The organism is Arthrobacter sp. M4, from assembly GCF_020251205.1.
Classification (GTDB): Bacteria; Actinomycetota; Actinomycetes; order Actinomycetales; family Micrococcaceae; genus Arthrobacter.
The window spans coordinates 148,964-162,884 of sequence record NZ_JAIWYX010000008.1 but is presented as its reverse complement, the minus strand read 5'-3'; the positions used below and the strand labels follow the sequence as shown (position 1 = coordinate 162,884).

Below are 13,921 nucleotides of genomic sequence, written 5' to 3'. Positions count from 1 at the left end.
GCTCTAGGCTGCGCCGAGCATCGGGCCAAATTTGGCCCGGTCCGCCAGGCGGGGGTCGTCCCGGTCCGGGACCACCAAGATGGGTCCTTTGGCGTGGTGCAGCACGCCGTCCGAGGTGGAGCCGAGAAGCATGCCGGCGAAACCGCCGTGGCCGCGCGTGCCCAGGACAACGAGTTCCACATTGCGGCTTGCCTCGATGAGGACCTCCACGGGTGATCCGTCCACCAGCCGCGTTTCGATCGGCAGGCCCGGGAAATGGCTCTTGATCCAGGCAAGGCCGGCATCCATTTGGACCTTGATGTCGGCGAAGAGCGCCTCGCGGTCAAGCGGTGCGGGCACCCAGGCCAGGGAGCCGCTGTACTGCGGGACCGCACATAGGACCCGGAGTGGCAGTCCCATTCGCTGGGCCTGTTCCGCCGCCTCGAGTACGGCGACGCGGGCCTGCTCGGAACCGTCTACTCCCACCACGACCACTTGCTCGACGTCGCGCTTGCCGGCCTTGGCCTGTTCTGCTTTGACGTGCCTGTCTTCGGTGGTCTCGCCGAGCCGGGGTGCGCAGATGAGGGGCACCGTTACCGTGGGGCATTTTGAGTGGGCCGGGAGCGCACTGCTGACGGAGCCGAGGAGCCGGCCCACGAAGCCGCCGCGTCCGCGCGTGCCAAACACCAGGAGTTCCGCCGTTTCCGACATCTCCAGCAGGACGCCGGACGCATCGCCGTTCTCCACGGAGGCGTCCACGTCGATGTCGTAGGTGGAGACCTTGTCCAGGGCCTGGCGGACAATCGCCTCGGCGCCCTCACGGATCACGGAGTCGTCAACGGTTGCGTATCCGCCGTCGAGGCCGGACGCGGCAAAAATGGGTACGGAATAAGCGGTCACGATGTGCAATGGGCGCCGTCGCCGCTGGGCTTCCCTGGCAGCCCATACCAAGGCGCACTGGCCGTGGTCCGAACCGTCAACCCCTACAACGATGCCCTCGGGCGCCACGCCTTCGTCCTCGCCGGGTTCCTCCCGGTCCATTGGCCTGTCGTGCTGGTCCATGGCTCAGCCTCCTCGCATTGTCAGCGATCTTTGCGGCTATTCTGCCAGAGGCCCGCCCAGCTTTCCCGACCCCCACGGGCGCAAGGCGGGCAATTGTCAAATTAGTCCTAAGCCCACTATTCTCGGTTGCCCGGGCCTTATCAAGCGGGCTGGCGGGCGCTGCGTGGCTGCCACCCTAGACGTCAGTTTTGACGATGTACACATCACAGGGAGCATGATGCGCCACACTGTTGGCCACGCTTCCCAGCACACGGCTGACGCCGGACATGCGCTTGTTTCCGACCACGATCATTCGGGCGTCAAGACGCTGGGCTTCCTCGATCAAAGCCTCGGCCGGCTTGCCGCGGGCACCGGTGTAGCTCACGTGCATCTCCGAGGACTCCAGTTCCTCGGCCACGCGGCCGGCGGTCCGCTCAGCGGTATCCGCAGCGGAGTCCACCCACGTGTCATCGCCGTCGGTGTAGACCTCCATCCGATCGCTGTCAAAGGCGGTTACGATGTGGAGCCTTGCCCCCAGCGCCGCGGCGATGTCCCGAGCGGCATCCGCCGCCAGACGTGCGGTTTCGCTTCCATCAACACCAACAACAACAATGTTCTCTGCCAAGATGTGCTCCTCAGTTGCGCCGGTCGGCCGGATTGGACCGCACTATCATCGTTGCCACTGAAGGCCATCACCACAACAGTTTCCGCGGGCCAATTCGCCTTGGCTCCGTTACGATTCCGGATTGTTCCGCTACCGCCGCAGCGCGTCACAAAAAGCGTTTGAAACTGGTGGCTTTTCGGCAGGTTCTCCGGGTCTTCCGCGTCAAATCACAGCCTTGTATTTCTGCTGTTGGCGAATGGGCAGCAAAGGCTATCCAGCGCCCAAAAAATTCTGTAGTGTTCGATGCACCGAGTCCTCGGAGTGTGTGCGCTGGGCCACATGACAGAACGTTTGTCAGCCGGCCAGCCGCGCCTTTTGACGGGTCGGCAGCGACCGCAATTCTTGGGGGGAGAGCCAGGACGCGCACCAGCGATGACGCTTCCGGCAACAAGCCCTCAAGGAGGAACCAGCTGTGTCAACCACGCCTGCCAGCGGCATGGAACGAACCACCACGGTGGTCATTGGGACGGGCTTGTCCGGGCTGGCCGTAGCCAGCGAACTCAGCCGGCACGGCATCGACTCGATCGTGGTGGATGGCCTCGACCTGGTGGGGAGCGCCGTCAGCACGCACACGCTGTCACTGCAGCGTTGCGACGCGGCCGACCTTGCCACGTACCAGGAACGCAACGAAATCATCCGGCACCTGCGCAACTACGCAGCAAGCCACGGCTTGGACGTCCGCAACACCACCCGCGCAGTCCAGCTCAACCCCGTCGATGCAGCACCTGAAGGCAGCAGCACCACCGCTGCCATGCACCGGCAATGGGCTGTGCACACCGCGGAGGGCATCCTCATTGCCGACCACATCGTGGTAACGCGCTGCGCACAGGGGCAGTTGCGCAGGATCGTCGCTGAGCTGGGCATTGCCGTAGGGCAAAACGTGGTTGCCGCGATGCGAGCCATTGGGATCTACCTTGTGGGCGTGGGCGAACTCATCACGCCCACACCAAAGGAACTCCTGCGGCAAGCCAAAGCAGTGGGTCAGACGATTTCCGCCAAGGCGCGGCCGTCCACGCTTCCGTCTCCCTTGGGAATGCCGCAGCTCGCGATTGGGTAGCTAGCCTTCGGCGCTGGTGTGATCCGAGGATTCGGGGCGATCGGAGCTGACCTCATCCGCAGCGGCCTCGTCGCCGCCCGCCAGCCGGCGCCGGGCAGTCACCGCGAGGATCACCAGCAAAACCAGCGCCACGGCCGCGAAGCCCACGATGCTCCAAGGGAACGGCTGGGAAGCGTCCGGAGCCGCCTGCGGCTGGCCTGTGCCGGCTGTGGCGGGCGCACTTCCGGCCGACGCCACCGGGGCAGTCTGTGCAGGTGACGCTCCACCGGAAGCGGCAGCCGCCGTCGAACCCTGACCAGAAGCCGTAAAGCGGAAGGTTCCCTCGATGGGGTGGGAATCCGAGCTCACCACGCGCCATACTACGGTGAAGGCACCTGCCGGAGCGCCCGGCTTGACCTTCTGGGAGGCTGTGTTGTCCACGATCTCAACGGCTCCGTCTGCCCAGTTGCGCCCCTGCTCGTCATTGACGGCGATCTGCGCTCCGAGGGACAAAGGACGGTTGTTGAAAGTGACGGAGACTTTGTCCGGAACAGCGGCAACCGTGGATCCATTTGCCGGGGAGCTCGACTCGGCGGCGTCGTGGGCGGAAGCGGCCGGACCGGAGAACAACAGGCCCGCAACCAAGGCGAGGGCACCCGTCAGGGTAGCGGACAGCGTTCGGATTGCGCGCATGAGAGGTGGCTTCCTTCGTGTTGGCTTCCTTACAGAGTAGGCGATTTCCACAGGTCAACCCGAACCGCCGTCATAGGATTTGAGAGCCAGCTACCCCAACCTGGAGACTCCCATGCTCAAACAGGGCTCTGCCATCGACCGGTACTTCAAGATTTCGGAACGAGGATCCAACTTCTCCCGCGAGATCCGCGGAGGCTTCGCCACGTTCTTCGCCATGAGCTACATCGTGGTGCTCAACCCCCTGATCCTGTCCGGCAGCGACTCGTCCGGCAAGGCCCTGGGATTCACGGCCGTAGCCGCTGTCACAGCCTTCGTGGCGGGCATCCTCACCATCCTTATGGGCGCTTGGGCCAAGCACCCGTTCGCGATGGCCACGGGGTTGGGCGTCAACGCGTTCGTGGCCGTCACAGTAGCCTCGCACCCCGGCCTGACTTGGCCGGACATGATGGGGCTGGTGATGCTTTCCGGCATCACCATGATGATTCTTGTCCTCACCGGGTTCCGCACGGCGGTTTTCAAGGCCGTGCCGGAAGGACTGAAAACAGCGATCGTGGTGGGCATTGGCCTGTTCATCGCGCTGATCGGCCTGGTGAATGCGGGATTCGTGCGCCGCATTCCGGACGCCGCTGGCACCACCGTCCCGGTCAGCCTTGGAGCAGACGGGAAGCTGCTTGGCTGGCCCACATTGGTTTTCGTGGTCGGGCTGCTCCTGACCATTGGACTTGTGGTCCGCAAGGTCCGCGGCGCCATCCTTATTGGCATCATCGCGTCCACCGCCCTGGCAGCAATCCTCGAATTCACACTTCATATCGGGCCGAGCGTTCAACCGGGAAAGCCCTACAACCCCCAGGGCTGGTCGCTGGTGGCACCCACCCTGACCGAATGGGGCGCCCCGGACCTGTCCCTGATTGGGAAGGCCAACCCTATTGGCGCGTTTGAGCACTTGGGTGTTGTGGCGGCGATCCTGCTGGCGTTCGTTATCCTCCTGAGCATCTTCTTTGACGCCATGGGCACCATGGTGGGCCTCGCGAACGAAGCAGGCACCGTGGACAGGCACGGCAACATCCCCAACGTAGACCGGGTGCTGCAGGTGGATGCGCTGGGCGCGATCGTGGGCGGCGGCTCGTCCATCTCCTCCAACCAGATCTTTGTCGAGTCAGGTGCCGGCATCGGCGAGGGCGCGCGCACAGGCCTCGCCTCGATCGTCACCGGGCTGCTGTTCCTGGGGGCCATGTTCTTCACGCCGCTCATCAACCTGGTTCCCTTCGAGGCCGTGGCCCCCGCGCTTGTGGTGGTCGGCTTCATGATGGTGTCCCAAGTGGGGAAGATCGAGTGGTCGGACTGGGGTATCGGCATCCCGGCGTTCCTCACCATCGCGCTGATGCCGTTCACTTACTCCATCGCCAACGGCTTGGGCGCGGGCTTCATCGCGTACACCCTGATCCGCACGTTCCAGGGTCGCACCAAGGAAATCCATCCGCTGATGTGGGCCGTGGCCGCGGCGTTCCTGCTGTTCTTTGGCATCGGACCGGTGGAGCAGTTGCTCGGCATCAAGTAGGTCCCACCCTTTCGCCCCCCGCGAGTTGGCATTAGATGGCAATGTTTGGCGGCAACATTGCCGTTAAATGCCATCTCGCGCGGCGGTGGGTCTGGGATTCCGGACACTCCGACGGCGGATAGGCTCGCTTTCGCTGTAGCCATACGGTGAGCTTGGAACATGTACTCCGTGTTGCCTGCCATCGATGTTCCCCCTCAGCCCTGGACTGGGCGGTTCGACGGCGACACCTCGTGGCATCGCCGCTGGTGGCAGGCTGTGAAACCCTACGCACCCAGTACTCAGGAGATCCCCACCCCGGCTTCTGCTGGCAGCGCGGGCCGGCCCGCCGTCGTCGTTGGGTTTTGCAGTGACGAAGGGGTGCGGCGCAACAAGGGGCGCGTTGGAGCCGCTGCGGCGCCTGCCGCCATCCGCACAGCCCTGGGGCCGCTGGCGTTTCATGGTCACCGTGCCGTGTTCGACGCCGGCAACGTCACCGTTGAGGGTGATGCCCCCGGTGTCCTTGAAGCCGGGCAGCAACGTGCGGGCCAAGTGCTGTCCGGACTGCTCGACGACGGAAACCTCACAGTGATGCTGGGCGGCGGCCATGAGACTGCGTATGCCAGCTACCTAGGCGTTGCGGGGTCCGCCGCTGTCCGTAACGGTGCCCGGCTGGGGATTCTCAACTTGGATGCACACTTCGACCTGCGCGACGAGCTGCAACCGAGTTCCGGGACACCGTTCCTGCAGATGGCGCAGGCGGAGAAGGCAGCCGGACGCGAGTTCCGGTATGGCGTGGTGGGGGTATCCGAGGTCAATAACACGAGGGCGCTCTTCGACACTGCCCGTCGGCTGGGCGTGAGGTACCTGCTCGACGAGGACTCCTCGGCCGAGGCCGTTGACCGTTTCGTCTCGGACTTCTTAGCCGACGTTGACGTCCTGTACCTGACCATCGACCTGGATGTCCTGCCCGCCGAAACCGCTCCGGGCGTCAGCGCTCCGGCCGCCTACGGCGTCCCGCTATCGGTGATCGCCGCCGTGTGCCGGCAGGTGGCCTCGAGTGGCAAACTCCTGCATTGCGACGTGGCTGAGCTGAACCCGCAGTTCGACGTCGACTCGCGGACCGCGCGCGTGGCAGCGCGATTGGTGGACACGCTGCTGCGCTAGGCCTCCTCCTGGGAAGTGCCGCTGGGGCTAGCATGCGGCAGGGCCGGCGCGAGCAATGGCGGCGGGCCTGGCTTTCCTTGGCTCAGAGGAGTAGGGGTATGGCATCGCCGCCTGCATTGCGGTATGCCTGACCCTGAAGGAGGGCCCGCATGGCAATTCCCGATTTGCCCGCGCACCGGACAACAAGCCCGAAGGGAGCCACCTCCCGCACCTCCGCTCAGGGCCATGCTGCGTGGGGGAAGGTTGCGTGGCTGGGCGGGCCAGTAGCGGTGGGGCTGGGACTGCTTGCGCACTTAGTAGCTGGGGCGTCCGCGCCTGCGGTCATCGTTGTGCTGGCGATTGCGGCGCTCACAGGCCTCATCGCCACCGTGCTGGTCCGATGGGGAGCGCCCGGCTGGGCCTTGCTTGTGGCCTCCGCCGCGGTCCAGCAGCTACTACACCTTGCCTTCACGGCCTTTGCGGGGACCGACGGCCTGAGTGGGTGGTTCGGCCACCACGTAACTGCGGCATCGTTATCGGTTACCCAGGAGCAGGCGACGGCGGCCGCCCCCAACGCGGCCGCCGTCGCTCATATTCACACCAGCGAGCTGCTCCTCTATACCCACGCCGCGGCGGCGCTCTTGACGGTGGTCCTGCTCACCGTCGTGGCGCGGCTCCTCCCCCGCCGCACGCCGTCGTAGGCTCCCACCCGGAAGCGGGAGAGCGGGGCGCAAAGTTGGGCAACTCTACGCAACGCTGGGCAATGTTTGTGCTGTACTCGGGCAACACAACGTAAGCCCGCGCAACGGGGCGAAAGGCGACGAAACCATGTTTGGCGTGTGCCTGCGGGCAGTCCTAGCCTCTAAGCACGTGGTGTACCCGAGGGGCCAGGGAGCTGCCTGCAAAGCAGCGCACGCGGGTTCGAATCCCGCCACCACGTCTTCCGTGCTGAATAGGTCAGCGGATCAAGTGGGTTTCGGGCCACCTAGCCCGCTTGATCTGCTGGATCTTTGAACACTACCCAGCTCGCCGCTAGACGGCCCTGAGCCTCACCGCCATGAACTGCCGTCGGAGAGGTCAAGCGTGGCCCCAGCGTTGGCGCCATCCGCCGGTGAACTCGGCGGTCTTGTGGACATCCTGCCGCTGGATGCTGCAGTGCGTGACCCACGGCCGGGAGTAGTCGTAGAAGGCATAGCTGTTGTGGATGGAGAGGTTCTTCTATCGCGTGGACATTGGATCCACCGGGGCCGGTGCGGGAGAAATCTCCCCTGGAGCTGGCGACTGGGGTCCCTGACGACGACGGCCGCCGCTGGCATCTCTACACCGGGCCGGTTGCCTCCCGGGCAGAAAAGATTTGGGTCGGTGCCTGGCGGCTGGGCTTCCGGGCGAGCGACGATGTGGTGGTGGTGGACGGCGCACCTAATTAGCGTTGATAGTTATCCCGTCGATGCCCAGCGGAGACAACCAAGATTAAGACGCCAAGGGCCATCATGGCTACAGCGCCGTCAGGCCGCCGCCCACTGTGATGCCACGCGACGGATTGTGTGCGTCCACGGCTCAAGATCCAGGGTCAGCTCACCAGCGGCGTCCTCGCCGCCAGGCAAAAGCACGACGGCGGCAAGCGGCTTGGGCGTGAGGTTCGCCGCGAAAACAACTGTCTCGACGCCGTCGCGCACTGGATACAACGCCAGTCCGGGAACGCTACCGTCGATTGCGAGGACGTCCGCACCGCGCAGCGGGGCCAAGGCTGCCAGCAATTCCCCGGCGGGCGTCAATCCTTCAAAGTCGCTGATGCCGCGGGGTCCGGACATCTCGAAGTAGCTGACAGTTTCGACGCCGGGGACACTGAGCGCCGCGACGCTGCCAAGCAGCCAAGCGGCAGTGAATGGCTCATTTTGCAGCGGATCGTTGAAGGATTCGTCGTCACCAAGCGATCCGGACGTAGAGACGGCGTTGAACCGCGCCTTCAGCGTCACAGGGCCCACATGCAAGGGCCGGCCGTCGGAAATCCTGAGCGCATTCAGGGCGGTAAGTCGCTGGATCGGCAGGGTTTCGACGATGTGCGGAACCTCCGTGGCATGCATCTGCGGCGTGATGCTGTAGGCCAGCGCGGGTGACTCGGCGGGCAGCCGATCGGCATTTCGGTTGAGCTCCGTGAAGTGGGAACGGGCACCGGCCAGAAGAGTCCCCGCAAATCCCCGTTGTTCCGCTTCAGCTTTCAATCCCGCCCATAGCGGCGGCTCCGTCACATGGCTGGCGGCGTCAAATACGGCCAACCTCACTACGTTCTCCAGTGGAAGCAATTCGAGGAGCCCGGCAATCTGCTCCGCCGAGGCAACTATCAGCCGCACATCCAGCGGGACACCGAGCTCCCCTGCCTGCCGAATTCCGTCCCGGACTGCGGCGTCGGCGGACGTCCCAGCCTGGACCTCCAGGACCAGCGAGTCGAGCCCGGTAATGTCAGCCACGGAACCCGACCCGCTCGAAACCGAAAGCCCGGGCACCTGGGCGGCTACGTCGTCGAGCACTGTCACCTTAAGCGGGCCCGCCGCGGTGGCACGGCCAGGGTCGGCGGCATCGGCAGCAGACCCAACTGCCGTCAGCAGCACAGATTGGTGAACCCGCGAGCCGGCCGCCACGTTGACCGGGAAGGGCTTGGAGAGCGGGGTGCTGTACGTCTTGAATGAAGCGTCCGTCCAATTGCGCTGGTCCTCCGTCTCAAAGACGTCGCCGCTGAAGCCCAGTGCGAACCGGGTCCCGTCGCGCTCCCATTCCATGGATGCGATATCCAGGAAGGGCTGGTGGGGGCTGATATTCGTGGGAAAGTTCGACGGCGTGCTGTCGCCGCCAGGGCTGCCGATGGCCACCGCGCGGCCGGCGTCGTCAGGGCGGTGCAGGACAACCAAGCCGATGCGGTTGCTCCGGAAGTCGGCGGGAGCGACGCCGTCGAACGTCACCTTCAGGCTGTCCGCCGCGAGGTGGATGGCGAGTTCCCCGGTGTAGCGGGAACCGTAGCCTTCAAAGTCGATGTCCAACAGGACGGTGGTACCGTTCTCGCTGTCGCGGCTGGCTGTTCGGTGCACTGTGGGCGCCAGCGTGTTCCAGTCCTGGTCACGCACCACGGAACGGATGGCTCGCAGCACCGGTATGCCGTTGAAGCTGATGTCGGCCAATTCGTCGTTCCGGAGTTCTGCCTTCCAGCCTCGCACCTCGATTGGTTCCGCGGGGGCAAAAAGCCGGGCATCGTTAGCTTCATTGGTCACGGCAGGGCCCCTTGCAGCAGTAAGTGAACAAGAAATGAATGGAATTAATTGTGGGATGTATCACTTTATAAGTCAACCGGTTGACCAATTTGACTCTCGCTTCCCCGCAAATTGACCAAGTTCGCTCTAGCAAGCGTCTGTGATCCCGAATACGAAATGCCAGACATCTAACCAATTCATTGACAGTGCGCTTATGATGATTGAACCGCAATCCTGCGGTATCCCCAACGAGAAAGTCCCACTATGAGCATTACCACCGCCGAAGCCACGTCGATCCGCCTCTCTTTCGAGCGAGCCGACGAGGTACACGAAGGACTGGATCGCGCAGTGGAAACGCTCATCGAAACCGCAGCCGAATCCGGCGATTGCGGCATATTGGTCACCCGCCACGAGCCGGGGACCTACACGGTTGCACTGGACCAGAGCGTCCCGTTTGGCCAGACCCACGAGGCAATCACCGCCTAGCAACGGCCGCCCCACCGGGCCCATGAGAACCGGACACTTCTAGCGCCGGGCGCATTTCAGAACAAAAAGACATCGGCCGCAGCCTTCCAAAGTAGGAAGGCTGCGGCCGCTGCCATTGTTGCTTACTGCCCCGCTGTCAGGGCGGCGAGGTCTTGGGTCAGGTCCTGCGGACCTGGACGCCGTCCGACTTCATAAAGAGGAGCTTGGCGGCTTCATCGGCGCCATGTCCCGAAGGCTCCAGCCAAAGCACGTTTCCGCTCAGCGACACCTCTTCCACTTCTCCCGCCGCGATCACATGCGCGTGTTTGACGATCTCGATGTGCTCCCCCACCTTGAGCGATCCCCAGTCGGAAACCGTTGCGGCGTGTGCGATGCGCTTGGACATAACAGTCCCGCGTGCCTTCATTGAACCTCTACCCCTTTGTGGATGTTCTCTGTATCTATATTCGTGAATTTCAACCGGCATGCCCATGACGTCATTGGCATGGACAGGCCGTACCCTCTTAGTTCTACTACACTCGGGCCACCCGGGAGTGAGTTGTCGCACACTATTTCCCGGGAGGCCCAAAATGTTAACCTCTCCGATGCCTTTATTCGGCGTCAGGCAAGGATTCCAACAGCGGATTCGACGGCGGTACGCACCCGATCGCCGGCCAGGAGCCGGTCCGCGGCCTCCAGCTCCGGGGACAGGAACCGGTCTGTCCCGGGTCCGTCGACGACGTCACGTAGCACCGCGAGGACGGCGGCACCCGCAGGACCCGGCGTGAGCTTCCCACCCGAGCTGGCTGTGCGGATGTCCAGCGCCCGGCACGCCGTGACGAGTTCGATGGCCAGGACCCGGCGCAGGTTGTCAACAGCTTTGCGGAGCTTGCGGGCAGCGTGCCAACCCATGGACACATGGTCCTCCTGCATTGCAGAGCTGGGGATCGAGTCCACCGAGGCGGGCACCGCAAGGCGCTTGTTGTCCGAAACCAACCCGGCCTGCGTGTACTGGGCGATCATCATGCCCGAGTCCACGCCAGGGTCGTCAGCGAGGAACGCCGGCAGGCCGTGGGAGCGCGCGGGATCCAACATGCGGTCCGTGCGGCGCTCCGCAATGGAGGACAGGTCCGCGACGGCGATGGCCAGGTAATCCAGGACATAGGCCACCGGAGCGCCGTGGAAGTTTCCGTTGGAGGACACCCGCCCGTCCGGCAGGACCACCGGGTTGTCGATGGCGGCTGCCAGTTCCCGTGACGCCACGAGGGCGGCATGGTCCAAGGTGTCACGGACAGCTCCGGCCACCTGGGGCGCGCAGCGCAGCGAGTAGGCATCCTGTACTCGGGAGTCGCCTTCCTTGTGCGAAGCGACGATCGCGGAGTTGGACAGGACGCGCAGCATGTTGTCCGCGCTGGCAGCCTGCCCCGGGTGGGGGCGAAGGGCTGCGTGCAGTTCGGGCAGGAACACCTGGTCGGTGCCAAGCAGCGCCTCGACACTGAGCGCGGCGGTGATGTCCGCCGTCGTGGTCAATTCACGCAGGTCGGCGATGGCCATAAGGAGCATCCCCAGCATGCCCTCGGTGCCGTTGACCAGGGCGAGGCCTTCCTTTTCGGCCAGGGTCACCGGTTCGATGCCGTGCTCGGCGAGCAACTGGGACACCGGCGGAGTGTCTGCGGCGCCGTACAGGGTACCGTCCGGGCCGGTCGCCTCGCCCTCGCCCATCAGCACCAGCGCGCAGTGGGACAGTGGTGCGAGGTCGCCGGAGCAGCCCAGGGAGCCGAACTCGCGAACCACCGGGGTGATTCCGGCGTTGAGGACATCCACCATGGTCTGCAGGACCACCGGACGAACGCCGGTACGGCCGGACGCGAGGGTCTTGGCACGCAGGAACATGATGCCGCGCACCACTTCACGCTCTACGGCGGGGCCCATGCCTGCGGCGTGGCTCCGGATCAGCGACTTCTGCAGCTGCGTACGGAGTTCACCGGGGATGTGGCGGTTGGCCAGGGCACCGAAGCCGGTGGAGATGCCGTACGCCGGAATGTCGCTGTGGGCCAGGCCGTCAATGTGGGCACGGACCTTGGCGACGGTGTCGAGGGCTTCCTGTGAGATGGTCACCTTGGCGTTGTGGCGCGCGACGGCGACAACGTCCTCAGGCGTGACGCCACTGGAGCCGAGGGTGACGGTTCCTTGTTCGTGGGTTGTTAGTGTCACAGTTCTCACTTGCCTTCTGCCATGGGGATGCGGACGCCGCGTTCCTTCGCGACCTCGATGGCTCGGTCGTAGCCGGCGTCGACGTGGCGGATGACGCCCATGCCGGGGTCGTTGGTCAGCAGCCGTTCGAGCTTCTGCGCGGCGAGGTCGGTGCCGTCGGCCACGGAGACTTGGCCGGTGTGGATGGAACGGCCGATGCCAACGCCGCCTCCGTGGTGGATGGAAACCCAGGTGGCGCCCGAGGACGCGGCGGTCAGGGCGTTCAGCAGCGGCCAGTCCGCGATCGCGTCCGAGCCGTCCTTCATGGCCTCGGTCTCACGGTACGGGGAGGCCACCGAGCCCGAGTCCAGGTGGTCCCGGCCGATCACGATCGGGGCCTTGACCTTGCCCTCCTTCACCAGCTGGTTGAACAGCAGCCCGGCCTTGTGGCGCTCACCGTAGCCCAGCCAGCAGATCCGCGCCGGCAGGCCCTCGAACTCCACCCGCTCGGCGGCGGCGTCGATCCACTTGTGCAGGTGCGTGTTCTCCGGGAACAGCTCCTTGATCGCCTCGTCCGTGACGCGGATGTCCTCCGGGTCCCCGGACAGCGCCACCCAGCGGAACGGGCCCAGGCCCTCGCAGAACAACGGACGGATATACGCCGGGACGAAGCCCGGGAACTCGAACGCGCGCTCGTAGCCGCCCTTGCGCGCTTCATCGCGGATGGAGTTGCCGTAGTCGAACACCTCCGCGCCGGCGTCCTGGAACTCCACCATCGCCTGCACGTGCTTGGCCATGGACGTCTGGGCCTTCTTCGTGAAACCCTCCGGATCGGCCTCGGCCTCGCGGTGCCACTCCGCCACGGTTATGCCCTCGGGCAGGTAGGACAGCGGATCATGCGCACTGGTCTGGTCCGTGACCACATCCACGGTCAGCTCCCCGGCACGGTGCCGACGCAGCAGCTCCGGGAACACCTCCGCGGCGTTGCCCACGTACCCTACCGACCAGCCGCGGCGCTCGGCCTTGGCCTTCTGGACCTTGGCAATCGCGGCGTCCAGATCGGTCTCCACCTCGTCCAGGTAACGCTTGCCGGCGCGGCGACGCAGCCGGGACTCATCGACGTCGACGATCAGGCAGGCGCCGTCGTTCAGCGTCACCGCCAGCGGCTGCGCGCCGCCCATCCCGCCGCAACCACCCGTCAGGGTCAGCGTCCCGGCCAGCGGGCCTTCGGTGGAACCCTCCACCGCAGGAGCGGGGTGGCGGCCCTCGGCCCTGAGCTTGTTTCCCACCGCGGCGAACGTCTCATAGGTGCCCTGCAGGATGCCCTGCGTGCCGATATAGATCCACGAACCGGCCGTCATCTGGCCGTACATCATCAGACCCTCGGCCTCCAGGCGCCGGAACTCCGGCCACGTCGCCCAGTCACCCACCAGGTTCGAGTTCGCCAACAAAACCCGCGGCGCCCACTCGTTGGTCCGGAAAACACCCACCGGCTTGCCCGACTGCACCAGGAGGGTCTCGTCCTTCTCCATGGTCTCCAACGTGCGGGTGATCGCGTCAAACGCAGCCCAGCTCCGGGCCGCGCGGCCGGTACCGCCATAAACCACCAGATCATCCGGACGCTCAGCGACCTCCGGATCCAGGTTGTTCATCAACATGCGCAACGGCGCCTCGGTCTGCCAGGACTTAGCCGTCAGCTCCGTGCCCCGGGCAGCCTTGACCGGGCGGGCTCCAGTAGTGAAATCAGCGGGTGCCATGATGGCTCCTTCATGTCAGTGGATCAGATGGTGCAAAGATCTTCTGTATCCACTAAAGCCCCATTTTTCCGGGCGAGGAACGGGTTTCTGAAGGGTGCTGTCCGGGATTAGAGACAAGGGCACCCGCGCAAATCCACCGACGCAAATCCACCGGCGCGATCCACTGGGCGC

General features: G+C 64.9%; 13 protein-coding genes and 1 tRNA gene. 7 read left to right on the top strand and 7 right to left on the bottom strand.

All coding sequences use genetic code 11. The features are described from left to right. Positions 1 to 3: 3 nt before the first annotated feature. Together LD110_RS15415 and LD110_RS15410 are read right to left on the bottom strand one after the other, a co-directional pair. Positions 4 to 1,041 carry a universal stress protein gene (locus LD110_RS15415; protein ID WP_225499719.1) on the bottom strand — a complete coding sequence of 346 codons (1,038 nt, stop codon included), beginning with the start codon at positions 1,039 to 1,041 and terminating at the stop codon, positions 4 to 6. A 175-nt stretch (positions 1,042 to 1,216) separates the two neighbouring features. Further along, positions 1,217 to 1,645 carry a universal stress protein gene (locus tag LD110_RS15410; protein WP_225499718.1) on the bottom strand — a complete coding sequence of 143 codons (429 nt, stop codon included), beginning with the start codon at positions 1,643 to 1,645 and terminating at the stop codon, positions 1,217 to 1,219. Positions 1,646 to 2,096: 451 nt separating this feature from the next. On the opposite strand from LD110_RS15410, the gene LD110_RS15405 reads away from it, so the two are divergent. Then, the gene (locus LD110_RS15405; protein WP_225499717.1) at positions 2,097 to 2,741 is read left to right on the top strand and encodes an FAD-dependent monooxygenase; all 645 of its coding nucleotides are present in this window, start codon (positions 2,097 to 2,099) and stop codon (positions 2,739 to 2,741) included. On the opposite strand, the gene LD110_RS15400 is transcribed toward LD110_RS15405, so the two are convergent. Then, positions 2,742 to 3,413, bottom strand: a complete 672-nt coding sequence (locus LD110_RS15400) for a copper resistance CopC family protein (protein WP_225499716.1) — start codon at positions 3,411 to 3,413, stop codon at positions 2,742 to 2,744. A gap of 112 nt (positions 3,414 to 3,525) precedes the next feature. Between LD110_RS15400 and LD110_RS15395 the strand changes: the two genes are divergently transcribed. From LD110_RS15395 to LD110_RS15375, 5 genes are all read left to right on the top strand, one after another. Continuing rightward, positions 3,526 to 4,971 (top strand): NCS2 family permease, encoded by a 1,446-nt coding sequence (locus tag LD110_RS15395; RefSeq protein ID WP_225499715.1) that lies wholly within the window; start codon positions 3,526 to 3,528, stop codon positions 4,969 to 4,971. Positions 4,972 to 5,130: 159 nt separating this feature from the next. After that, on the top strand, positions 5,131 to 6,114 hold the full coding sequence (gene hutG, locus LD110_RS15390; protein ID WP_225499714.1) for a formimidoylglutamase: 984 nt from the start codon (positions 5,131 to 5,133) through the stop codon (positions 6,112 to 6,114). 149 nt (positions 6,115 to 6,263) lie between these two features. Continuing rightward, on the top strand, positions 6,264 to 6,794 hold the full coding sequence (locus tag LD110_RS15385; RefSeq protein WP_225499713.1) for a hypothetical protein: 531 nt from the start codon (positions 6,264 to 6,266) through the stop codon (positions 6,792 to 6,794). Between the two features lie 168 nt (positions 6,795 to 6,962). Then, positions 6,963 to 7,033, top strand: a tRNA-Cys gene (locus tag LD110_RS15380). Between the two features lie 310 nt (positions 7,034 to 7,343). Continuing rightward, positions 7,344 to 7,520 carry a hypothetical protein gene (locus LD110_RS15375; protein WP_225499712.1) on the top strand — a complete coding sequence of 59 codons (177 nt, stop codon included), beginning with the start codon at positions 7,344 to 7,346 and terminating at the stop codon, positions 7,518 to 7,520. Positions 7,521 to 7,598: 78 nt separating this feature from the next. Here LD110_RS15375 and LD110_RS15370 read toward each other — a convergent pair whose 3' ends face one another. After that, positions 7,599 to 9,356, bottom strand: a complete 1,758-nt coding sequence (locus tag LD110_RS15370) for a hypothetical protein (RefSeq protein ID WP_225499711.1) — start codon at positions 9,354 to 9,356, stop codon at positions 7,599 to 7,601. A gap of 243 nt (positions 9,357 to 9,599) precedes the next feature. On the opposite strand from LD110_RS15370, the gene LD110_RS15365 reads away from it, so the two are divergent. Further along, positions 9,600 to 9,821: a hypothetical protein gene (locus LD110_RS15365; RefSeq protein ID WP_225499710.1), complete on the top strand. Its 222-nt coding sequence runs from the start codon at positions 9,600 to 9,602 to the stop codon at positions 9,819 to 9,821. Between the two features lie 157 nt (positions 9,822 to 9,978). On the opposite strand, the gene LD110_RS15360 is transcribed toward LD110_RS15365, so the two are convergent. The 3 genes from LD110_RS15360 to LD110_RS15350 form a co-directional block, all read right to left on the bottom strand. After that, on the bottom strand, positions 9,979 to 10,227 hold the full coding sequence (locus LD110_RS15360) for a hypothetical protein (protein WP_225499709.1): 249 nt from the start codon (positions 10,225 to 10,227) through the stop codon (positions 9,979 to 9,981). A gap of 194 nt (positions 10,228 to 10,421) precedes the next feature. Beyond that, a complete protein-coding gene (hutH, locus tag LD110_RS15355) occupies positions 10,422 to 12,014 on the bottom strand; it encodes a histidine ammonia-lyase (protein WP_225499708.1) in 1,593 nt (530 codons plus the stop codon). Positions 12,015 to 12,019: 5 nt separating this feature from the next. Further along, positions 12,020 to 13,750, bottom strand: coding sequence for a urocanate hydratase (locus tag LD110_RS15350; protein ID WP_225499707.1), 1,731 nt, complete (start codon positions 13,748 to 13,750; stop codon positions 12,020 to 12,022). Positions 13,751 to 13,921: the final 171 nt, after the last annotated feature.